The organism is Larkinella knui (assembly GCF_003858645.1).
Lineage (GTDB): Bacteria > Bacteroidota > Bacteroidia > Cytophagales > Spirosomataceae > Larkinella > Larkinella knui.
Genome location: NZ_RQJP01000002.1, coordinates 100951 through 124492 on the forward strand (window position 1 = coordinate 100951; position 23542 = coordinate 124492).

At 51.1% G+C, this 23542-nt stretch carries 17 protein-coding genes; 5 read left to right on the top strand and 12 right to left on the bottom strand.

The genetic code is table 11. The features are described from left to right. Positions 1-16 precede the first annotated feature (16 nt). From EHT87_RS09360 to EHT87_RS09370, 3 genes are all read right to left on the bottom strand, one after another. Positions 17-3322 carry a TonB-dependent receptor gene (locus EHT87_RS09360; RefSeq protein WP_124906265.1) on the bottom strand — a complete coding sequence of 1102 codons (3306 nt, stop codon included), beginning with the start codon at positions 3320-3322 and terminating at the stop codon, positions 17-19. Positions 3323-3659: 337 nt separating this feature from the next. Continuing rightward, positions 3660-4688 carry a FecR family protein gene (locus EHT87_RS09365; RefSeq protein WP_124906267.1) on the bottom strand — a complete coding sequence of 343 codons (1029 nt, stop codon included), beginning with the start codon at positions 4686-4688 and terminating at the stop codon, positions 3660-3662. A gap of 105 nt (positions 4689-4793) precedes the next feature. Then, positions 4794-5369 (bottom strand): RNA polymerase sigma factor, encoded by a 576-nt coding sequence (locus EHT87_RS09370; RefSeq protein ID WP_124906269.1) that lies wholly within the window; start codon positions 5367-5369, stop codon positions 4794-4796. A 293-nt stretch (positions 5370-5662) separates the two neighbouring features. Between EHT87_RS09370 and EHT87_RS09375 the strand changes: the two genes are divergently transcribed. After that, on the top strand, positions 5663-6430 hold the full coding sequence (locus EHT87_RS09375) for an SDR family oxidoreductase (RefSeq protein WP_124906271.1): 768 nt from the start codon (positions 5663-5665) through the stop codon (positions 6428-6430). A 111-nt stretch (positions 6431-6541) separates the two neighbouring features. On the opposite strand, the gene EHT87_RS09380 is transcribed toward EHT87_RS09375, so the two are convergent. From EHT87_RS09380 to EHT87_RS09390, 3 genes are all read right to left on the bottom strand, one after another. Next, complete coding sequence (locus EHT87_RS09380) at positions 6542-7543, bottom strand: Hint domain-containing protein (RefSeq protein WP_124906273.1); 1002 nt, start codon at positions 7541-7543, stop codon at positions 6542-6544. Positions 7544-7664: 121 nt separating this feature from the next. After that, positions 7665-9227 carry a flavin monoamine oxidase family protein gene (locus EHT87_RS09385; RefSeq protein WP_124906275.1) on the bottom strand — a complete coding sequence of 521 codons (1563 nt, stop codon included), beginning with the start codon at positions 9225-9227 and terminating at the stop codon, positions 7665-7667. Between the two features lie 86 nt (positions 9228-9313). After that, positions 9314-10501, bottom strand: coding sequence for a pyridoxal phosphate-dependent aminotransferase (locus EHT87_RS09390; RefSeq protein ID WP_124906277.1), 1188 nt, complete (start codon positions 10499-10501; stop codon positions 9314-9316). A 402-nt stretch (positions 10502-10903) separates the two neighbouring features. Here EHT87_RS09390 and EHT87_RS09395 point away from each other — a divergent pair, with 402 nt between their 5' ends. Then, positions 10904-11806 carry an ABC transporter ATP-binding protein gene (locus tag EHT87_RS09395; protein WP_124906279.1) on the top strand — a complete coding sequence of 301 codons (903 nt, stop codon included), beginning with the start codon at positions 10904-10906 and terminating at the stop codon, positions 11804-11806. A 226-nt stretch (positions 11807-12032) separates the two neighbouring features. Then, positions 12033-15662: an ABC transporter permease/M1 family aminopeptidase gene (locus EHT87_RS09400; RefSeq protein ID WP_124906281.1), complete on the top strand. Its 3630-nt coding sequence runs from the start codon at positions 12033-12035 to the stop codon at positions 15660-15662. Between the two features lie 184 nt (positions 15663-15846). Here EHT87_RS09400 and EHT87_RS09405 read toward each other — a convergent pair whose 3' ends face one another. The 4 genes from EHT87_RS09405 to EHT87_RS09420 form a co-directional block, all read right to left on the bottom strand. Continuing rightward, positions 15847-16314, bottom strand: coding sequence for a hypothetical protein (locus tag EHT87_RS09405; protein WP_124906283.1), 468 nt, complete (start codon positions 16312-16314; stop codon positions 15847-15849). Positions 16315-16528: 214 nt separating this feature from the next. Further along, the gene (locus tag EHT87_RS09410; protein ID WP_124906285.1) at positions 16529-17896 is read right to left on the bottom strand and encodes a M28 family metallopeptidase; all 1368 of its coding nucleotides are present in this window, start codon (positions 17894-17896) and stop codon (positions 16529-16531) included. Positions 17897-17975: 79 nt separating this feature from the next. Continuing rightward, on the bottom strand, positions 17976-18212 hold the full coding sequence (locus EHT87_RS09415) for a hypothetical protein (RefSeq protein WP_124906287.1): 237 nt from the start codon (positions 18210-18212) through the stop codon (positions 17976-17978). A gap of 2 nt (positions 18213-18214) precedes the next feature. Then, a complete protein-coding gene (locus EHT87_RS09420; RefSeq protein ID WP_124906289.1) occupies positions 18215-18736 on the bottom strand; it encodes a hypothetical protein in 522 nt (173 codons plus the stop codon). 225 nt (positions 18737-18961) lie between these two features. Between EHT87_RS09420 and EHT87_RS09425 the strand changes: the two genes are divergently transcribed. Continuing rightward, positions 18962-19372 (top strand): Rrf2 family transcriptional regulator, encoded by a 411-nt coding sequence (locus EHT87_RS09425; protein WP_124906291.1) that lies wholly within the window; start codon positions 18962-18964, stop codon positions 19370-19372. Positions 19373-19444: 72 nt separating this feature from the next. Next, positions 19445-20089 (top strand): NAD(P)-dependent oxidoreductase, encoded by a 645-nt coding sequence (locus EHT87_RS09430; protein WP_124906293.1) that lies wholly within the window; start codon positions 19445-19447, stop codon positions 20087-20089. Between the two features lie 58 nt (positions 20090-20147). On the opposite strand, the gene EHT87_RS09435 is transcribed toward EHT87_RS09430, so the two are convergent. Both EHT87_RS09435 and EHT87_RS09440 read right to left on the bottom strand, forming a co-directional pair. Continuing rightward, on the bottom strand, positions 20148-21344 hold the full coding sequence (locus EHT87_RS09435) for a sensor histidine kinase (protein WP_221622000.1): 1197 nt from the start codon (positions 21342-21344) through the stop codon (positions 20148-20150). Between the two features lie 194 nt (positions 21345-21538). Then, positions 21539-23542 (bottom strand): plastocyanin/azurin family copper-binding protein, encoded by a 2004-nt coding sequence (locus EHT87_RS09440; protein ID WP_124906297.1) that lies wholly within the window; start codon positions 23540-23542, stop codon positions 21539-21541.

A 23542-nucleotide genomic window follows, 5' to 3' on the forward strand; every position in this document is an offset into this window, starting at 1 on the left:
CAATCACTAATTAATTTTAAAACCCAACGCGAACGCCGACGGTGATGGATTTAGACGACGGATAGGTGTTGAAATCAAAGCCCTGATTGGTCGAATTGGGTCCTCCGCTGGAGTTCACTTCCGGGTCCCACCACGAATAGTTGGTGAGGGTCAGTAAATTCTGTCCGCTGGCGTAAATCTGGGCGCTCCGAATCCAGTTGACGCCCCAGGTTTGAAGCGGCAGGTTATAAGCCAGCTGAATGTTTTTCAACCGCAGATACGAGCCATCCTCGATGTACCGGTTTGAGACACTGGTCCGGCTGGCGTTGCTGATAATCGGGTATTTCGCATTCGGGTTGGTGGGCGACCAGTGGTTGTAAAAAACCTCCTTCGGCATGTTGAGGCCAAAACCGTAGTCCATCGTGTTGACAATCGAACTAGCGTTGAACAAATCATTGCCCTGAACGCCCTGCAGGAAGATGGTCAGATCGAAGTTTTTATAACTCATGGCCGAATTCAGGCCAAACGTAAAAGTGGGATTCGGGTTGCCGATGTAGGTTTTATCCTTGATGGTGATGACCCCGTCGCCGTCGATATCCTGGTACTTGATTTTGCCTTTATCGTCGTAACCGGCCTCCACGTAGCCCCAATACCGCCCGATGGGCTGACCTTCGCGCAGGATATTCGTTACATCATTGATGGCCACCACGTTGATGTTTCCGCCCAGGATGTCTTCGGCCCCCTGGAGTTTCACGACTTTGTTGCGGTTGAACGAAACATTGGCATTCAGATCCCACTTGAAATCGCCGGTGAACAACCGGGTATCCAGACCGATTTCAAACCCTTTATTCTGCACCTGCCCCACGTTTTGAATCGTACTCGTGAAGCCAAGCGACGACGGCAGCACGACGGTATTGAGCAGATCGCGGGTGTTTTTCACGTAATAATCGAGCGTCAGATTGACCCGGTTTTTCAGGACACCCAGATCGATGCCAATGTCTTTCTGTTCCGTGGTTTCCCATTTCAGATTTCCGGGCAGACGCGTGCCGGGCGAAAAAGTGTTGTATAAGGTGTTGTCATACACGGTTTTGCCCGACGTAAGTTGATTCAAGGTCGCATAGGCGTTAATGGCCTGGCTGCCCGTCAAACCCCAGCTGGCCCGGAGTTTCAGATCCGAAATGAACGTGTTTTCCTTCAAAAAATCCTCGTTGGAGACGCGCCAGGCCAGGGCCGCCGACGGAAAAGCGCCCCACTTGTTGCCCTCGCTGTACTTCGACGAACCGTCGCGCCGGAAACTGGCCGTTACCAGGTATTTGCTGTCGTAGCTGTAATTGACCCGCGCCAGATACGACAGTAAAACCGATTTGGTATAGCCGGAATTGGGAATGCCCGGCGTGATGGCGGCACTCAGATCATACGTTCCAAAAATGTCGCTCAGAAATCCGTTGCCGCTCCCCAACAGCGAGGTGTTCACAAAATCCTGGTAGGTAAAACCGGCTACCGCCGAAACCGAGTGCTTTTGGAAGCTTTTGGTGTAGCTGATCGTATTTTCGCTCAACAGGCTGGTAATCTGATTGGTACTGATGCTGGCCACACCGGTTGAGTTGACAAAATTGCGGGTGCGGTACGAGTCGGTCCGGTCGTCCCGGTTTTCGACTCCCCCCGCAATCTTGATGGTCAGATCGGGAATGGGCCTGAAAATCAAAGCCGCATTCACCAGCGCCAGGTTGGCTTTAATTTCGTCGGTTTGCTCGTTGATGAAATTCAGCGGATTGATCAAATCCGTCGCCACAAACGGATACGAAGTTGCCAGCACCCGGTACGTACCGTCATCCTTGTAGGGCGTCAGCGTCGGCGGAGCCGAAATGGCCCCCGAAATCATCGAATTTCCCCGGCTCCCGCCCCCGCTGTCTTTGCGGCCCGTATTCAGGCGGGTCAGCGTACTGGAGAGGCTGACACTGAACTTCTTACTGATTTCATGATTGATATTGGCCCGCAGCGAATACCGCTTGTAATCGCTGCCCTTCACGATTCCGGCCTGATTGAAAACACTCCCGGACACCGAAAACTGCGTTTTCTCGTTTCCTCCGCTAATATTCAGCGCCGAGGTGACCATAGGGGCTTTCTGAAAAACCAGATCCTGCCAGTCGAAACCGTCGCCAAAACTGTCGATCTGCGCCGGGGTAAAATAGGGGGCTAACTTATCGTTGACAGCCTGCTCGTTGTAGAACGTCGCATACTCTTTCGCATTCATCAGATCCAGCTTTTTGATCAGTTTCTGGCTGGTGTAGCTGGTCTCAAAATCGACGCTGGTTCGACCGGTTTTACCCCGTTTGGTGGTGATGATAACGACGCCATTGGCCCCTCTGGAACCATAAATCGCGGTGGCCGACGCATCTTTCAGAATTTCGATGCTTTCAATATCGGCATTGTTGAGTGCGGTTGGATTACTGCCCGAAATCGGAAAACCGTCGACGACATACAGCGGCTCGTTGCTCCCCTGAATCGAATTGGTTCCGCGAATCCGGACGCTGACTCCTCCCCCCGGCGCGCCCGTATTCTGCAAAACCTGGACCCCGGCCGCCCGGCCCGACAACGCCTGCAACACATTTCCGTTCGGAAAAGCATTTAATTCTTTGGCTTTCACTTGCGACAACGCACCTGTCAGGTCACTTTTTTTGACGGTTCCGTAGCCCACCACCACCACTTCTTCCAGGCTTTTGGTATCCACTTTCAGGCTAACATCCAGCTCCGGGCGGTTGCCAATCGCAACTTCCTGACTCAGGTAGCCGACGAACGAAAAAACCAGGGTCGCGGCCTCATTCGGAACATTGAGTTTAAACCGCCCGTCGGCGTCGGTGCTGGTGCCGCGCGTCGTGCTTTTGACCACCACGCTGACGCCCGGCAAGCCTTCGCCTTTTTCGTCGGAAACCCTGCCGGTAATCGTCCGGTCCAGTGATTTTTCAATGTCAATACGGGCACTTTTCGGCGAAATACCGGGCAGAACAGGGGGAGAAACCGGCGGTTTGCTGAGCAAAATCTGCTTCCGCCCCACAACTTCATACGTAACGGCCGCATTTCGGAAAAGCTGATCCAGCACCGTGGATAACGGCTGGTTTGCGACGGTGATCGATACCCTCCGGTCGGACTGAATCTGCTGCGGAATGTACGAAAAAGTAACTTTCGCTACCTTTTCTATTTTTGACAGAACAACGCTAATTTCCTGATTTTCAATTGACAAGGTAATAGGCTGTTCCAGCAGAGCCTGGGCTTTGACGGTTTTAGCGTAGGTTACGCCCACCACCAGAAACGTGCAAATCAGTTGGGTAAACGTGATACGCATAAGGGTAAGGACGAATGCGTGAGAGATTCGAGGTAATTTCATACCTTTGGGTGTTTTTGTTTGAGGATTTAGGCAAAGACAAAGAAGCCCTGCACATCTGAAAAGATGCGTCGGAACACGATCCGGCGGCTGGGGCTTGATCCGGTCGGTGATGCTTGGACCCATCGCCGACCTTCTTTTTTGGTTTTTAGTTTACGGTTTAGAAGTTATGGTTTAAAGTTTTCTGTTAAGAATCGTTCGTCGAGCTTATGGATTAGGCGTAAATTTTCAGAAAGTAAGCCTCTGTTCGTCAGCAAATTAGCCGTTTACCTACCCCCAAATCAAACACCTGTTTTCATCAGGGACAACCGGGGCCGGAAATGACGATCTGGGCATCGATCACTTTATAACTTGCTCCCAGCAGTTTACAAATGATGTTGAGTTTGTCGTACAGATCTTCCTGCTCCAGTGAGGTTGTGATGAAGCACTTACTCATCACCTCTTCATCGTACACAATATCGACCCCGTACGTTTTTTCGATGGCCGTCATCAGCACGGAAATCCGCGTATTCTGAAAGGTAAACGCGGGAAGTTCGGCCTTCTGAACGAGTATGGCCGGTTTTTCGACCAGCGTTTTCACCAGCCGGTGTTCCTGGTTCAGGTACGTTACCTGCTGATTGGGGGTCAGCACCACGCCAATGGTTTCGGGATCGGATTTGGGTTTGGCTGCGGTAGTCAGCACGGGGGAATAAACGGATACGCGCCCCGTTCGAACCGAAACCGTGATGTTGCGGTTCGCCAGATTGGCTTTGATGCGAAAACTGGTTCCCAAAACCTTGGTAATCAGATCGTTTGAATACACCAGAAACGGCTGATTCGGGTTCTTTTCGACTTCAAAAAAAGCTTCGCCAGTCAAGGTCACTTCCCGGTTCCGGGCGGCAAACGTGGCCGGATACCGGATTTTGCTACCGGGTTCCAGCGTCACCACACTGCGGTCGCTCAGGATTACCCGTTCGGGTTTTGAAGTGGTATTTATTTTCTCGATCAGGAGCGGTTTGACGGCGGAAATCACGTTTGACGGCGTCGCTACACGATCCGTTGACGCAACTAGAAAGTACCAGCCAATTCCAAGCAGAACCGCCACTACCGCAGCGACTGCCCAGTAGGGCCGGAAATCGATCCGTCGGACGGGTTTGGTTTTCAGCGTGCGATTAGCCAGCCCCTGCCAGTTTCGCGCCAGCAGTTGCTTCTTTGCTTCGGCCGTAGCCGGCAACTCAACCTCCGTATCCAGCGACGCATACCACTGATCGATCAGTTCCCGCTCTTCCTCGGAGCAGTCACCGTTCAGGTATTTGGCCAGCAATTCCTGGTATTTTGCGCTATCCATCGGGCGGAGTGGTTCGTTCAAAAAGCATAGACGAATACCTCCGAAAAGTCCCTAAGGCCAAACCCGGTTTTTTTTATTTTTTTTGTTTGAGGTGACTAAAACCGCTCAGGAGAGAAAAAACAGCACCCAAACCGCAACGAAATCGCGCAGGTTCTGGCGTAGAAATGCCGTGGAGCGGGAAAGATGGTATTCAATGGCTTTTTCGGAAAGCTCCAGCCGCTGGGCAATTTCGCGGATCGAAAGCTGTTCAAACCGACGCAGGATGAAAACTTCGCGGGTTTTTTCGGGAAGTTGCGCCAGGGTGTTCTGAATGGCTTCCGTCAGTTCATTCAGCTGAACGGTTTCGGTGGTCGTAAACGTTTCGACCGGGAAAAACTGCCGCAGTTGATCGAGGTAGTGTTCCTCCAGGATGTTCCGGCGAATGTAATCCACCATCAGGTTTTTGAGCGTAACGCCCAGAAAAGCCGGCAAATTCAGGATTTTGAGCGACTCCCGTTTCTGCCAGAGCAGCACGAACAGCTCCTGCGCCAGTTCCTCCGCCACCTCTTTCCGCCGGAGTTTGCGGTGGGCGACCACGTACATTTTATACCAATACCGCTCATATAATTCCCTGAAAGCCTGCTCGTCATCATGACGAAGCAGACTTAACAATTCGGTATCGGTCAATACGTGCAGAGACATTTAAACGGGAATTTATTACCAAATTTGTAATAAATCTCAAAATATTTCAAAATATACCGGTTTTTAATTTTTTGCTTTTCCGCACCTGAATACGATCAACGGATCAAGCCGTACACAAGTTAACAGATGGGCTTTAAAACCAGGAAAAACTGCGGCATACCGGAATCGGTCGCTCCTGCCTGGCTTGTGACGCTATTCATCCGCCGGATTTATCCGTTCTGCGTTGGCAAATGCGACAGGTAGTTCGTTTCTTGCGACGGTAGAAAACCGTGCCGTTTTAACTATTGACCAACATGATTTCACTCTGGAAACTCAACGGCTTCCGCGCTTTGGTGACCGGCGGTACCAAAGGTATCGGCGAAGCGATTGTCAAACAACTGCTGGAACTGGGTGCTGAAGTCTTTATGGTGGCCCGTGACAACGATCTATTGCAGCAGCAACTGAACGAATACCGCCAGGACGGTTTTTCGGTGGAAGGACTGGCAACGGACATTAGCCAGCCGGATGCCGCTCAACTGGTGGCGGAAGCTGTCCGAAACCGCTGGGGCAGTTTGGACATTCTGATCAACAACGCAGGCACGAACATTCGGAAACCCACGATCGACTACACGACGGCGGAGTTCGACCAGCTCCTGAACACCAACCTGCGGGCCGGGTATGAACTCTGCAAGTCGGTTTATCCGCTGCTGAAGACGTCGGGAAGAGGCAGTATCGTATTCGTTTCGTCGGTGTCGGGGCTGACGCACACCAGCAGCGGTTCAATTTACGGCATGACCAAGGCCGCTCTCCACCAACTGGCTCGTAATCTGGGTGTTGAATGGGCACCGGACGGTATACGGGCGAATGTAGTGGCGCCCTGGTACATTTACACACCACTGGCGGCACCCGTGCTGGATAATCCCGAAAAACTGGAGGGTATTCTGAAACGGACGCCCCTGGGACGCGTCGGAAAAGTGGAAGAGGTGGCCGCCACCGTCGCCTTCCTGTGTCTGCCCGGAGCCGGTTACATCACCGGCCAGACAATCGCCGTAGATGGCGGAATGACCGCCTGGGGCATGTAGTGACGGTTTTCAGTTTACGGTTTACAGTGGCTGACGCATGTTTTGGAACGCGTCAGCCACTGTAGCGACGGCCCGGCGTAAACCGTAAACTGAAAACCGTAAACCTACCACTTATTTATCCAGTACAACTACGTCGTTGATCAGGTAGCTTCCTCGTTCCGTCGTCAGGTTAAAGACTTTGTCAACCGTCCGGACGTTGGCCTGAACCGCTGCCACTTTCCACGCCGACACCGCACGGGTAGCTCCGTCGTACCGATACACGACATCCCCGTTACGGAGATCCCCCAGCTTTTTCGAACCGGTGGCGGTTTGAACAGGATGGTTGGCGGTAGCTTCCAGCAAAATTGGCTGGGTCAGAGAAGCGGTGTTGCTGGCCGAAATTTCCTGAACCGGCGTAATCCAGACGCCCGCAAGGACCAGATTCGGCTTGGCGTGAGTGGTCACTTCCCGAACCCGCGCCGGAACCAGAAGGTTGGTTTTGGCGTCGTAGGCCAGAACATCATCCCCGGCTTTTATAGCCTGAATGGCTTTCGTCTGCCGATCCGCCAGCGTCACCACGGCGTCGGCGGGGAAGCAGAAATTGTATTCTTCTTTTTTCTTGTCACCGCCTTCTTCCTTCGCGCCACCACCGCCCAGCAGCAAAGACATTTCGCGGGAAATGACAAACCCCAGCGCTGACATCAGCCCGGCTTCTTTTTCACCGACGTACTTCAGATCGTCGATGTAGGCATCCCACGCCTTGCGGTCGGCGCTGGCACCGGGAATGACGAACGGCTTGATTTCCTTCGTTTTGCCATTTTCATAAACCGCCAGCAAGCCCAGTTCTTTGGTATCAGCGGCTGTGAAGATTTTATACAGGTAGATTTTGCGGGGAATACCGTCGCTGTAATTGAAGACGTAGGCGGGTCGTTCTTCGTAGCGGTCCAGAATAAAATCACCGGATTTGAAGTAGGTATCTTTCTCCAGATTACCGATTTTGATGGCTTTGACCGCTTTCAACTGATCCAGCGACATGCTGGCAGTGGCCGTTTGGGCCCATACGCGTTGAGAAACCAGTTGCGCAACCAGCACGCAACATACCAGTAGACATTTTCGGAGTAGGCTAGTTTTCATGGATGTGATTGGTTAACGTACTCACGGACTGAAGTCCGTGTTTTTATTTAGAAGTCTATTCAGGAAACTCGGGTACCCAGATTCACGGCCCAAAGCGGCAGCGGCCGTCCGACCGTGGGTATTACTTCTTTGTGTATTCGCCAACGCGGGCGTGCAGTGAATCGACTACACGCCGGGCCGAGGTAAACGCCCCCGCCATCCAGGCCGTCAGGTACGTTGTGTGTTCGCCGGCAAAGTAGATGTTGCCGTCCGGTTCGAGCAGCGACGGATAGTATTTTTTCCGTACCGCATCGTCGTACAAGGCCCAACCGCCTTCGTTGTAAGGGATTTTCTGCCAGGCCAGTGAAAACGAGTTTTCAAATTCCTGCGGGTATTGCGGGTGAATTTTATAGCCTTGTTCGAGCGCCATTTTCTCGCGCGCCGGGAGCGACAGATCCCCAACTGCCCCCGCGCGGTTGTAGAAATTATAATACCCGATCAACACGCCTTTCTGGCCCATCAGGCCGAACGATGGATACCAGATCTGGTTGATATCCAGGTTGGTGCGGGAAATGCCGCCGTAAATCGCATCGTCTTCTTCCCAAAACCGCCGTTTGAATTGCAGGCCGATTTTGCCGGTTTTCATGTACGGAATAAAGTCGGCCGACCGCTTGACCATCGGTGACAGGTCCGAATCGATTTTTTTCAGAATGGGCAAGGGCAGCGCGCAAACGCAGAATTCAGCCGTGATTTCGGTCGGTTTTCCGTCTTTCTGATAAACCACCCGAACGCCATTCTCTGTTTTCCGCAGTTCTTTCACCGGCGCATTGAACAGAATTTTTCCCGCCAGTTTTTTCTCCAGCGCCTTCGGAATGGCATCCATACCGCCGACCGGTTGCAGCAGCGTCGAATGTTGTTCGAACGTATAATCGCCGTTGTTGTAAAAAACCGGCTGCATGTATCCCGAACGAAGGTATTCCGTCAGACCGAACGGGTCTTCGAGATTCCCGGGAACCGGGCCTGCGCCGGGCATCGTTTTGTAACCCCGGCGGTTGGTGCCTTTGTAAAGCTTACCGGTATTGAGATCGCCCTCATTTTTCAGGTAATCGATCAGCTTTTCAACATCTTCTTTGGTCAGCTGCTGATCGAGCGCCGACTGATCGAGGGCTTTTGCCAGCAACTCACTCGTATACCCGCGCATGTCGCTGTGGTATTCCCGAATGCGCATGCGTTTGTTGGCCAGCGACCCCGTTCCGCCGTCATTGTAAAGCCAGGCCGATTCGTTGGAGCCGTTGAAGATTTCGAGCGGTACGCCCAGTTCCCGGCAATAGTGCAAAGTCAGTTGGTGGTTATGGGGAATCCGGGCCGCACCACCATTAAAGTACTGGCCGTCAACGAATTTACAAACCTGTTCGGTACCGCCGATTTCGGTTTCCTTCGTGCCGCCACGCACGGTCCAGACCCGGCCACCAGACCGGCTGCGGGCTTCGAGAACGGTGCAGTCGTACCCCAGTTTACCCAGCTCGTAGGCGGTGGTCATGCCCGCCAAACCCGCTCCCAGAATCACCACTTTGCGGGCTTTTCCGTCTTTGAGGCCGTTGGCCGATAAATCAAACGCTTCGGCGGGGGCCGATTTCAGTAATCCCCACGCCAGTAAGGTGGCGTAAGTAGCTCCGGTTGATTCAATAAAATTCCGTCGGGTCATATTTAATGAATGATGAGTGATGAACGATGAACGATGAATGGGCTGACGCACAGCATTCATCGTTCATCGTTCATCATCCATAATTACTAAGCAATTTTCTTAAATACATCCATGAACATTCCCATTTCGTCGACCGTACCGATGCTGACGCGGCAGTAGGGCTGGGCATTGTATTCGCGCGTGGAGGTGAGAATGCCGTTGCCAAACATCTCCTTTTCGAAGACCTTGGTTTTCATCCGAATCGGGAACAACACGAAGTTGGCGTACGACGGAACGTATTCGTAGCCCTTCTCTTTCAGGCCTTTATAGAGTAGTTCGCGGGCTTTGTCGTTTTCGGTGCGGCAGAAGTTCTGCCATTCTTCGTCCTGGTAGCTGGCAATACCGGCTTTCAGGGTCGTCACACTCGGGTTCCATTCGCCCCGTGAATAGTTCTGAAGTTCGGTCAGGAATTTTTCAGGACCGATGGCATAACCGAGTCGCAGTCCGGCAAAGCCGTGAATTTTGGAGAATGTGCGGGTCAGAAAGACGTTAGCCCCTTCGGCCACCAGTTTTGGCAAAGCCGGGCGATCCTCCGGTTTCAGGAAATCGATATACGCTTCGTCAACAAATACCGGCACTTTCGGCGACACCTCCTTGCAGAAAGCCACCAAGTCGGCGGCCGGAATGATCGTGCCGGTGGGGTTGTTGGGATTGCAGATATACACCAGCTTGGTATCCGGCGTTATTTTAGCCTTCATGGCCGCTAGATCATAGCGGTATTCCTTCGTCAGCGGAACGGCTTCGATCTTCGCTCCGAACTTTTTAGAACATCCCAGAAAATCATCGTAGGTAAACTGGCTGGTCAGGATGGTGCCACCCGCGCCTTTAGCCGCGCTGCCGGTAAAAAAAACCGCCATGGCCGTCAGCAATTCCGACGATCCGGCCGAAAGCATGATGTTTTCGGGTTTGACGCCTTCTTTGGCAGCAATCAGCTGTTTCAACTCCTGGCCCTCGAACATGGCATACCGATTACCGGTTTCGGCGGCTTTCACAATAGCGTCCTTCGCTTTTTGGGAAATTCCATGCGGGTTTTCGTTGAACGCAATGCGGGCTTTTAACTTGGGCATTTCCCGGCCCAACTGAGCAAATTCAGTAACGAGCGTCTGTTCGTGCAGGGCATTCGCAGCCACCGGATTCCAGAAACTTCCGGCCCGGGAAGCCCGACTAACGGATAAGCCGGCGGTTAATAAAGCACCGGTACGTAACAAATTTCGGCGAGAGATGGGATGGTCCATGATTTTGTAGAGTTCGTAGTCTTTTTGTACTAAACTACGATGATATTTTATTATTTCCGAGTAATGCCAAATCCAATTTTGTTATTTCAAAAATAATCAAAATTTCTAAATTGACTTCTTAATAAAAGTAGATTCATATTCTTTTTGTAATTATTCCAAAAATTTGCATTGAATAGAAACCAGTTTTTGTAAAAATTACATGAATTTCATAAAAACAACTTAATTATCACACTTCTTACTTCACACCTATCGGAGCCTTGAAATACGTAGTTTTCCGGCCAAAATGCGTAGAAAGATTTAACACACCAGGCAGAAAAAGGCTGAATAATTGATATACTTACACTTATAAAAAATACCGGTTCACCGTACGGCACTCCGTGCTTAACCTCAATTTATCCTGAAATGAAACTTACCATTCAAGGTTTGAACAAAACCTACTCAAACGGTGTCCGGGCCTTGCAGGACGTCGCCTTAACGATTCCGCAGGGCATGTTTGGTCTTCTGGGCCCGAATGGCGCGGGCAAATCATCGCTCATGCGGACCATTGCGACCTTGCAGGAAGCCGATGGCGGCCAGATTCTGCTGGAAGATACCCCAATCGGAACCATCGACGTACTTCGCCAGAAAGACGCCATTCGCCGGGTATTAGGCTATTTACCCCAGGAATTCGGTGTTTATCCGAAAGTGTCGGCCGAAACCATGCTCGACCACATTGCCAGCCTGAAAGGAATCAGCAACAGCCGGGAACGCAAACTGATTGTCGATGCGCTGCTCGAAAAAGTGAATCTGGCCCACGTCAAGAAGAAGAATTTAGGAACATTTTCGGGCGGAATGAAACAGCGGTTTGGCATCGCCCAGGCCCTGATTGGCAGCCCCAGCCTCATTATTGTCGACGAACCCACGGCCGGCCTGGACCCCGCCGAACGCAACCGCTTCCACAACCTCCTCTCCGAAATCGGTGAAAATACCGTCGTCATTCTATCGACTCACATCGTTGAAGACGTTACCAACCTTTGCTCCGACATGGCGATCATCAGCCTCGGCAACGTCATCGCCCACGGGCACCCCGCCGATCTGGTGGCCAGTATTCAGGGAAAAATCTGGCGCAAAATCATCGAGAAACCCGAACTCGACAACTACAAAGCCAACCATCAGGTCATTTCGACCCAGCTTAAAGGTGGCAAAACCCAGATTCATATTTACAGTGACAGCCCGCAACTCGGGTTTGAGCCGGTAGAAGCCGATCTGGAAGACGTCTACTTCTCCAAAATCACCAGCCACCAGGAATTGGGAGTTGTGAGTTAAGAAGTATGAGTTAAGAATTAAACGATAACCCCGCTGGTCGGGATTTGCAATTCCGGCCGAAACGGTTGCGGATTTGAAATCCTCAACCGACAGAATCAAGCGGGGTCGCCCGGCGATTTGAAATCTTGATTAGCCCAATTCTTAACGCATAACCACACGAGCGTCGGATAGCCGATGCCTCCCGTCTTAACGCTTCATTCCTAACTCATAACGCTTAACGAAGATCATGTTTTGGAACATCTTTACGTTTGAATTGAAATACCGCCTGAAACGACCGGCAACGTATCTATACGGCCTGATTCTGTTTTTATACGCGTTTTTGATTCTGATTTACGGCAACGGCCCGGCATCCGAAAAGGCCAATGTCAACTCACCGTACGCCATTACGTACCTGCTGGTGCTGATGAGCATTTTCGCAACCATGATGAGCTCGGCGATCATGGGCGTTCCGGTTTATCGCGACATCGAGCACAACACCCGCTCGTATTTCTTCTCCTATCCCATCAGTGAAAAAGGGTATTTGATGGGGCGGTATCTGGGGTCGTTTATCGTCCTGATCGTCATCATGAGCTGCGCCTGTGTAGGCATTGTACTGGGGTCGCTGCTGGGTCCGGTGCTCAATCTGGCCGACAATATCGAACGCTATGGTCCCATTCGCCTGTGGGATTATGTGCAGCCGATGCTGGTCTTCGTGATTCCGACGGTATTTTTCACCGGAAGTCTGTTTTTTAGCCTGGTCGCCCTGACGCGCAACGTGTTTGTGACCTACGCCGGCAGTTTGCTGCTGTTTATCGGCTACCTGGTGGGCGTCACGCTGGCATCGGATCTCGAAAACAAGGACATTGTCGATCTGCTCGACCCGTTTGCCCTCAATACCTTCACCAACGCCACCAAATACTGGACACCCGCCGAACAGAACGAACTCCACGCCGGACTGGAAGGCAATGTGCTGCTGAACCGGTTGTTGTGGGGCGGAATCGGGCTGGTCACCCTGTTATACACCTTGTTCCGCTTTGACTTCCAGCGGTTTCTGGCCGTCAAGCTGGGTAAAAAATCGAAAGCTGAAGTCGTCGGTGAAAAAGCCAAACCGCTCACGACGCTGCCTGTGGCCGAGAAAATCTATTCGAACGGCGCGTATTTCGGCCATATGATCCGGTTGACCAAACTGGAATTCGGCAACATCATCAAAGACGTTTATTTTCTGGTCATTCTGATGGGTGGCGTCCTGTTTCTGTTCCTGGATGGCTGGTTTGCCGACCAGATTATGGGCACCCGCTCGCTGCCAACGACCTATTACATGATTGAGGTGAAAGATTTCGATTACATCCTGTTCGTCTTCATCCTCATCATTTTCTACACCGGCGAGAGTGTCCACCGCGACAAAGCCGTGCGGTTCGACAACATCGCCGATGCCCTGCCCGTGCCGAACTGGGTTACGTACGGTTCCAAGTTTCTGGCCCTGACCGGTATCTGCTTCTTTCTGGTCAACCTCGTCATTGTCAGCGGGGTACTGAACCAGACCCTGAAAGGCTATTTCCAGTACGATTTCGGCCAGTACTTTACCGATCTCTACCTGATCGAGTTTCCCGAGTATCTGCAACTGCTGATGCTGGCCTTTTTTGTTCACATCATGGTCAACAGCAAGTTTACGGGGCACATCATTACGATTGGCATCTGGGTGGTGCTGATCGCCCTGCGGAATTTTGCCGAACTGGATTATAACCTGTTTTTTTACAGCTATACGCCCGGCTACCGGATTTCGGACATGAACGGGTTCGGGCATTTTCTCAAACCCCTGGCCTGGTTCAATCTCTACTGGACCGCCTTCGGTTTTGCACTGCTCATCATCGGCAACCTCTTCTGGAACCGGGGCAGCGAAAGTAACCTCAAAACCCGCTGGCGCCTGGCCAAACTCCGGTTCAACCGCTTGTCAGCCCTGGCTTTAGGCCTGTTTCTGCTCATTTGGGCAGGTTCCGGTGCCTGGATTTACTACAACGTCAGCGTCCTGAACAACTACCAGACCGCCGACGAGCTGCGGAAATTGCAGGCCGATTACGAGAAAAAATACAGCCGCTACGAACGCACCGACCATCCGAAGATTACGGACGTAAAGCTGAAAATCGATCTCGTGCCGGAAGAGCGAAAAGTGACGGCCAACGGTATTTTTACCCTGGTCAACAAAACCGCCCGACCGCTGGATTCGCTGCACCTGCTGTTCAGTTCGCCGGAATACAATCACGCCAAAACCCAGACGTTACTGATCGACGGCCAGAGTCCGACCGTGTTGTCGAAAGATACCGTTTTCCGGTATTACATCTATAAACTGCCCCGAACGCTGCAACCCGGCGATACCGCCCGGATGGAAATCACGATCATGGCGCAACCCAAAGGCTTCACCAACAGCGGGTTAAATCGTGAACTGGTCTACAACGGCACGTTTTTCGATACCGGTATTTTTCCAACCTTTGGGTACAATACCGGTGGCGAACTGACCAGCGACAAATACCGCAAAAAATTCGGGTTGCCCATCAAGCAATACCAGCAGCCGGCCTACACCGATCCGTGGGGCCGCAGCAATTTTCTATTCACGCAGAATGGCGACTGGATTACGTTTGAAGGTACCGTCAGCACGGCCCCCGACCAGATTGCCATCATGCCGGGCTATCTGCAAAAAGAATGGAGTGAGAACGGACGCAGGTATTACCACTACAAAATGGACGCGCCGATTGCGTATTTCATGAACGTCAGTTCGGCCCGCTACGCCGTCAAACGCGACGTGTGGAAAGGGCCGGATGGAAAAGCCGTCAACATTGAAGTGTATTACCACCCGACGCATGGGCGGAACATCGACCGGTATGTTAATTCGGTGAAAGCGTCGATGGACTATTACAACCACTATTTCAGCCCGTATCAGTTCCGGCAAATGCGGATCATGGAATTTCCCCGGTACGCCAGTTTTGCCCAGTCGTTTCCCAATACCGTGCCGTATGCCGAGAGCTTCGGTTGGGTGGGCGATTTTCGCGATCCCGACAAAACGGATTACGCCTATTACGTGACGGCCCACGAAGTGGCGCACCAGTGGTGGGGCCATCAGGTGATGCCGAGCAATACGCGGGGTGCCAACCAGATTTCGGAGTCGATGGCGGAATATGCCTCGCTGATGGTGTTGAAAAAGACGTACGGCGACAACATCATGCAGTCGCGGTTGAAATACAGCCTCGACCGGTATTTGCGCGGGCGGTCGTCGGAGGACAAGTTTGAGGAAACGCTGCTCGACAACGATACGCGGTCGTATGTCTGGTATGACAAGGGTTCGGTAGTGCTGTTTGCGTTGCAGGATTACATCGGTGAAGATCGGCTCAACCGCGCTTTCCGCGACTACGTGGAGAAGGATGCTTTCCAGCAAAAAGCGCCGTTTACGACCAGCCGCGACTGGTACAGTTACATCAAAGCCGCCACGCCCGACTCGATGCGGTATTTCCTGACCGACAATTTCGAAAAAATCACGCTCTACGAAAACCGCATCACGGAAGCCAAAGCCGAGCCGCTGAAAAACGGTCAGTACAAGGTGAAGATGACCGTGCAGACCAAAAAACTGTATTACGACAAGGCGGGGAAAGAAACCGGTGTGGGCAAAGCCAAAGACCTGATCGAAATCGGAATTTTTGCGGCTGATACCAAAAACAAGAAAGGCATGACGGAGAAAGTGCCGCTGTATCTGAAAAAGCAGTGGCTCGGGCCGGGCGTTCACACGCTGGAATTGGTCGTGAAAGGCAAACCGGCCAAGGCCGGGGTCGATCCGTATAACAAGCTGATCGACCGGGTGTCGGATGACAATGTGAAGCCGGTGGACTAGCGTTTAAAAGAGTTATTTCGCGGAGGTAAGCGGAGAAAATTAGAGGTACGCAGAGATATTATTTTTCTCTGTTTAACTCCCTTTTCCTCCGCTTAACTCTGCGATAGAATGCTTCTAGAAAACAAAAAGAAACCTTCGAAATAAAGCTGAATTATTTCGGAGGCTAGAAAGTCTAAAAAGAATTTTATGGATGCTTATAAACAAGTTGTAAGGTGAATGAAACCAACTGTCGCTTAGATGTAGTCGGATTAACTAAAGAGTCTTGTACGGCAATCGTTTCACTCAGTAATTGTTTTTTAGTGTCATCGTAGGTTAATTTAATGATATCACCATCACTGTAATTTTTGGTTAACTCAGTTCCCGTATAAACCCAAGTACCTTCAAAATCAACAACGGTCCCGCCCGAACGATCGGTTTCTGTAAATGTTTTATCAGATTTAATTTCAAAGGATGTGCTAATACCAAATTGAGTTAAGGCATCTAGTTCCTGACCGTTAGATGCAGTAAAAGGTGCAGGTAAGCCACTGATCCGAACCCGATCTGATGCCCACTTGCCCACCACCGGATCGGGTGCCGGATCATCATCTTTATTACACGAACTCAGGCCAGCCGCAAACACCACTACGGAGATCAAATAAAGTAAACGCTTCATAATTTTCAGGTTTTTGTGAAATACTAGTTTAGTGTGATTGGATGAGATGACCGTTCTAAACGAAAGCTACAAAAAAAACAGTCAGGTTGTAAATTTCAGGGCAAAAACCCGGAATTTTCTCTTTTACGATACGCGATAAAGGGGTAAATCGTTGCGTTAAGGCTGCATTTTACCAAAATTTCCAGCATTCGGTACGGTATTGTCATACCGCCTGTCATCGCAATCCGGGCCTCGGAATCACCGGCAAACTCTCGTTGCCGTCTTCGCTAACGGCCTGAACCGCAAAGAAATAATGATCTTTTGAATACGGTAGCGTCAGGCCGACTTTTTCGGTAAAAAATTTCTTTTGCCAGAACGGCCAGTACGTTTCGCGCATCAACACATAATAGCCTTTGATCTTACGGTTGGCCGAAGCTCCGGCTTTGGGAGCCTGCCAGAACAGGCTCGTGGCATTGGTCAGACTGCGGGCTTCGACTGTTACGTTCTGCGGCATGGACGGCGCTTTGGCCAGATTGGCCAGTACGGCCAGGTTCATGGCGGTATTTTTGCGCAGGTATTCAAAATCCATAAACTTCACAAAGTCGCCGTATTCTACACCCTCCTGTGCCCGCAAATCCTGGTGCTGGTGCGCAAAATTTTCGTTCATTTCCGTAATCCGAACCGCCGGAAAACCCCGGTTTACGAACGGCGTATGGTCACCTCCGCGCAAAAACCGGTCGTTGCGATACACCATTACCACCTCCAGCTGGTCGACATACCGCTCGCCCACTTCTTTGGTATACCGCGCCAGTTGCCGCGATTTTCCGTCGTTCTCCAGTCCGTATTGCCGGATGTTGGCCGCCAGTGAATCCGTCTGATAACCGGGCAATCCTTCACTGAACACCCGGACGCGCGTGTTGTCGGTGATGCGCGTATCGGGGCTGTTGTTGGAGCCCATAATATCGTTGTTGAGCAACGCTTCCAGATTCCATTTTTCATCTTTCGCCCGCTGCGCCAGGTGATTGGCACCCAGCAAGCCCTGCTCCTCCCCGCTCACAGCCACAAAAATGATGGTAGCCGGAAACGGGACTTTGCTCATGACCCGGCATAGTTCGATGACGGCGGCCGTTCCCGAACCGTCGTCATTGGCGCCCGGCGCGTCGGCGGTGCGGTTCATGACGTCGGTCACCCGGCTATCGATGTGGCCGCTCACCAGAAAAATCCGGTCATCCGTGGGATCGGTGCCTTTCAACGTCGCCATCACATTGCCCATGGGCGTCGCCACGTCGACCCGTTTTCCGTCGGGCGGCAGCGTCCAGGCGTCGATCCTGGCCGTTAATCGTCCACCGGATTGCCGGGCAAACTGCTGAAACTTGCTCAATACCCACTGTCGGGCAGCACCAATTCCGCGTTTGGCATCGGTCGTGGTGCTGAGCGTGTGCCGCGTTCCAAAACTGACCAGGCTGGTGACGTGTGCGCGCAGACTATCCGCCGAGACCTGGCCGACCAATTGTGCAATCACGGGGTCGCGGACGACGGTCGTCTGGGCTTGTAAACCCATCGAAAAGCAAAGAAGTAGGATCGGCAGTGCAACGTATTTCATCCGACAGGCAAGGGATTAAGTTAACGCAATGGCAAGCTAAGATACAATGCGGTAACGGCTTTATTCTGTTTTGCCGGATTCAAAGCTGGATTTTTAGCAGGTGACGAACCGGTTTTAGAGGCATTACCGGGCGATTTTGTCCCTGAAGCCGTGACATAACCAGCGCTCCGGCCAGAAGACAGGACGCCCCAATCGACCAGAAGGCAATCCGGCGCGTCGGCAACTGAATTTCGGGCCGGTAGAACTCGCGGGTTTCGTCTTCCGAAAATAATGTCCGAAACGCTCCGGGCGTGTGATCATCTTCTGGTGTTCTCATGGTTATAGTCGCTGAGTTAAACTAACGCCAAAGGCGGTTTTGGTTGTTCCGGGCATTGGCTGCACCGAAAATCCAAAGCGGGCGTTGGCCAGCGCCCGGTTATATTCAGTAACTGCCTTTCGAACGTGGGTGTTTCCAATAATTGTTAAACCGAGTGTGACACCGATCGAGCCAAAGTAAACGGTCCAGTATTCACTCGAACGGGTAAACGTCCCCCGCTTCCGGGTCAAAACATACACCAGCGGAACGGCGGCAACCACTTGCCCGGCCAGGACAAACGTTCGGTACGTTCGAAACTGACGGTTTACGTACGGATCATTCAGTTCGTTAAAGGGAATTTCGAGCGAATTCGACGACCTTAACCGTTTACCACCGTAATAATACGACCCAAATGAGCGTTCAATCGGCTTTAGATAAGCCGGAACGGCCGCTCCGGGTCGGTAAAAGGTAGAATCGGCGGGTCGTTGGGCCTGGCTTGTTACCACAAGAAAAATCCCTGCAAAAATTAAATAAATAGATCGCATGCTGAATTAACGTACAATTTTTGAGTACACTCTATTTTATTGACAAATTTAGTTTTAGCCGGACTTAGGCCTAAAACCGCCCTTCGGCAGAATAGCCGGTTCTATGACTTACGTAATTCCGTCTAAAAATAGCGGTAATCTCGATTTAAAAACATTTTTTTCAGACCCCATTTGATTTGTAGTTAAAAACCGCTACGTTTGTACTGTAATAAAAAACATTACAGAATGAACAACGGCCGCTTTTCAATCGCAATTCACATTTTAACCCTCCTGGCCCGGGCCGGAGACGAATGGCTGTCGTCAGAATACCTTGCGGGCAGTGTCAACATCAACCCGGTATTGGTGCGAAAGGAAATCAGCAACCTCCGCAGAAATGGACTGATAATCAGCAAGGAAGGAAAAAACGGCGGTAGCAGGCTGGCCAAACCGGCGGAAAAAATTTTGCTATCAGACGTCTACCAGGCCGTGCGGCAGGCATCGTTATTGGGGCAAAACAAGAACAACCCCAATCCGGACTGTCCGGTGGGTCGGCAAATCAACACCCACCTTGACCAGCTTTATCTGGAAGCCGAAAACGCCATGGTTACCAAGTTGAATCAGACGACACTGGCCGATTTCAGTAAAAAGTTTGCGTAATTTTCTTTGAACAAAACTGTAATATTTTAAATTACAGTTTTAATTTTTCAGTACTTCTAAAAATCGAAAACCATGAAAATTGCATTGATTGGAGCTTCTGGCTATGTTGGCTCAGCCCTGTTGAAAGAAGCCCTGCACCGGGGCTATGACGTTACGGCCATTGTTCGTAATCCGGAGAAAATTACGGTAGACAGCTCCCATCTGACGGTTGCACAAGGCGATGTGCTGAACGAAGATGAAGTGGCAGAACGCGTAGTCGGCCACGATGCGGTGGTGAGTGCTTATAACCCCGGCTGGCAAAATCCGGCTATTTACAAGGAGTATCTGGCTGGTTCACAGGCGATTCAGAATGGCGTAAAAAAAGCCGGTGTCAAACGGTTGCTGGTGGTTGGCGGAGCTGGCAGTCTGGAAGCCGCACCGGGTGTTCAATTGGTCGACACGGCCCACTTCCCCGCCGAATGGAAACCGGGAGCCCTGGGAGCCCGCGATTACCTGACTATTCTCAAAAAAGAAGAAGAGCTGGACTGGACGTTTTTGAGTCCGGCCATTCTGCTGGAACCGGGCGAACGTACGGGCCAATTCCGCAAAGGAACCAACCAGCCGGTTTTTGATGACCAGGGCGTGAGCAAAATTTCGGTAGAAGACCTGGCCGTCGCCTTATTCGACGAACTGGAAAATCCTAAACACATCCGTCAGCGGTTTACCATCGGGTATTAAACCGGCAAAGGCGCTAACAACGTTGATGAAATCCTTCTTCAATCAACGCTGTTAGCGCTTATTTTATGAGCGGCAATGACAAATAAAAGGAAGTACCGCTACCGGTTTCACTTTCAAACCAGAGTTTTCCCTGCTGCACTTCGGCATATTCTTTACATAAAAACAGGCCAAGACCGACGCCCTTTTCATGATTTGTACCAAAAGTCACCCTCGATTTTAATGAAAAAATAGTTTCTTTATCTTCCGGTTTTATTCCATCACCGTTATCTTTTACACTAATTAAACAATGTGTATCGGTTTGCATTGTTTCAATCGTAATTAAACCACCAAAAGGAGTAAATTTAATTGCATTACCCACCAGATTTCTGACAATAAGCTGGAGCATATCCCGATCGGCCACAACGCTGATTGTCGTATCAATTGAATGATTCAGGTGTATTTGTTTTTTGATAGCCAGTGGTTTATAAATTTCCAGAATTGGCCTCAGAACCGCATAAATAGTAACCTGAGTCAGGTTTACTTTCAGACCATCCATTTGGCTGGTCGACCAGGAGAGCAGATTGAAAAGCATTTCCTGGGTATTCCTCACCACATCCAGCAAATCGGCCTCGATTTCTTTCTTTTGCGAATCATTTAATTCCGTTTCCTTAATAATTTCCAGGTATTGCTGAACGGAGGAAAGTGGCGATCGCAAATCATGGGAAATGATGGAAAAAAGTTTGTTTTTCTCGGCATTAAGACGTTCGAGCACTTTTGACTTTTCCTCTACCAACCGCTGCTCGGCCCGGTAGGCTTTCCTGAAAAAGTAGGTTGCCAGGTAAATTAAAACAATGCCCACGACATACGTTGATGCGATATCAACCGTTCGGTTCAGCCGACTCGTATAACGTAAAATGATCGACTCCGGATAAAAATAGTCGATCATCAACAGCCCCGATACGATAATCAGATTTAAAAAAAACCAGAAAACATACAGTCTGGAAGGCGCAACAAACGATAGGAGAAGATAAACAAGCGTAAACAATAGCAGCGAAGGACCCTCCACGCCCGCATTAAAAAAATAATTAATGGCCAGCAACGCGCTAATCAGAATACCGCCAATCAGTACACTGATATAAAATTTATTTTTTATTCTGGATAAATAATATAGCAAAGAGAATACGATACAAAGCAGAAAAGAAATTAAAGACGCTTCCGGCAGACCAATGTAATAATTAAACGGAATATTGTAGATCGTTGCCACAACACCGATCATACATATTGAATTGAAGATGCGGCTTTCCAGTGTGCTTTCTCCGGGTACGCCAACCAGCACGTTAAATCGCTTTTGAATGAAATTGAAAAGGGGTGGGTTTTCCAACGTTGTTCTCCTATGAGTATGTAAAAAAATAGGTGATTAAACCGGGGGCTTAATCACCTATTAACAAAAATAAACAAAAAACTTTATACTTATTTCACAACTTTCAATACACCCTGCATAAGTGAAGAATGCCCCGGGAATGTGCAGACGAATTGGTAGTCTCCCGGCGTCGTTGGAGCCACGAAATAGAGCGATTCGGAGCTTTCAGGCTGTAATAGATTCGTATGGAACAACACGTTTGGCGTTACCGGAACGTACTGCATCCGGGAACCGTTCAGGTTCAGTTTCAGGGCGGCATCCCCTACCGCATTGGCCGTAGCGGGTTTCACAATGACGCAGTTGTGCAGCATATCATCGTTGTTGTTGAATACCCAGCGGATGCGGCTCCCGGCTTTTACTTCTACCTGCGTTTTATCAAATTTCAAGCCCGGTACCGTGCCGATGGTAATCACCTGATCGGGGCCGTTCGTCCAGTCGGCGGGTTGTTCGGTAACGCGTTTTGCACTGACAGCCGCGGGCTTTCCTTTGGCGCCCGAAACCGGCGGTACCGATTTGGTGGAGGCCATCGCCATGTCAGCATGGTTGTGCCGGACGGGGGCCGCAATGGTCAGCTTCGTTCCCGGTGCAATGTGATTGAGCGTATAATACCCGGTGTTGTGCAGCAACGGCAGCCCTTTGTCCGACTTGATTCCTTCCGCTTTTACCTCGTGAACATAGCCTTCGCGCAGGAGCGTGTCAGCTACTATCCTGACTTTTAAACCGTTATCGGATACCACAACGCCCCGTATTGGAACGGGCCGCGCATCTTCAACGGGACTTCCGTAGATTCTGTGATATTTGTACGTGAAGCTGTTCATGCTGTAGGAAGCCAGGTCTTCGGCGGTTTTTTTGTCGACCGGCAACGTAAACTCTACCTCAAAACCGTCGGGCATCGAGCGGATGGCTTTCATTTCAAACGGCGTCTGTCCCGTCCAGACCAGGCGTTGAACCCCGAATGGATCCTTACCGGTGGCAGACCAGCCGCGGCTGGTTTGCCCAACAAACATGGAACCGTCGAGTCCCCAGGCCATTCGCAAAATACCGGACTGAAAACCCGACCGGAATGGAAAACAGGCCCCCTGATACTTGCCGTCTACTTTCTCGAGAAAAACCCGCATCACCTTGCTGTGTCCCTGATCGCCAACGAACAATTGCCCATCGAAAGGCCCGAAACGGCTGGCGGTGGTGTCTTCCAGAATATCGGAGGTCGAAATCCCCATCATGGTGTGCGGAAACCAGATCGCCGGTTCTTTCAGGTGCGGGATCGACTTCACCATTTCGTGCATCGGTTTGCCGGTGCTCGGTACGTCTTCCGGTTTCAGTGTCAGGGGAGAACCCGGCTCCTTCGTCCACTTCAGCCCTTCCGGATTTCCCGCAAAATCGCCCAGTTCGAGGTGCGTCATCCGACCCGATCCGACCCAGTCGCCCTGGTTTTCGGTGTAAAAAATACTGCCATCACGCAGCGCCCGGTAGCTGGACGGTGAACGCAGTCCGGTAGCGAACGGCTTCAGTTCGCCCTTTTCGTTTACTTTCACCATCCAACCCCGCCATTTGGCTAAACTGGCACCCCGGCCGATCCAGCCAAGGTTGAGCGTGATGAGCATATCGCCGTCTGGCAAAAAGAGTGGCCCATACGAATATTCGTGGTAGTTGCCAGACAAAGGCCATTTCACGATGGACTGGTATTCGTTGGCTTCATCGTCACCGTCGGTATCGATCATTTTTGTCAGCTCACCGCGTTGTGTGGCATACAGAGCGCCCTGGTGATAAGCCAGGCCGAGGGGTTCGTGCAAGCCGTAGGCAAACCGCTTGTACTGCGGTATACGGCTTCCTTTCATATACGGATTGCTGATGAGCCAAACCTCACCCCGGCGGGTCGAAACCCCCAGCCGGCCGTCGGGCAGCACGGCCATCCCGCCCACTTCCAGTTGAACCCCTTCCGGAATGGGAACGGTAATGAGTCGGTAATAATCGTCTTCCGTAAGTGGGCGCTGCGCCACGGCCAGGGAAGAAATCAGGAGAGAAAAAAGAAGAAACGAGAGTCTGTTTTTCAT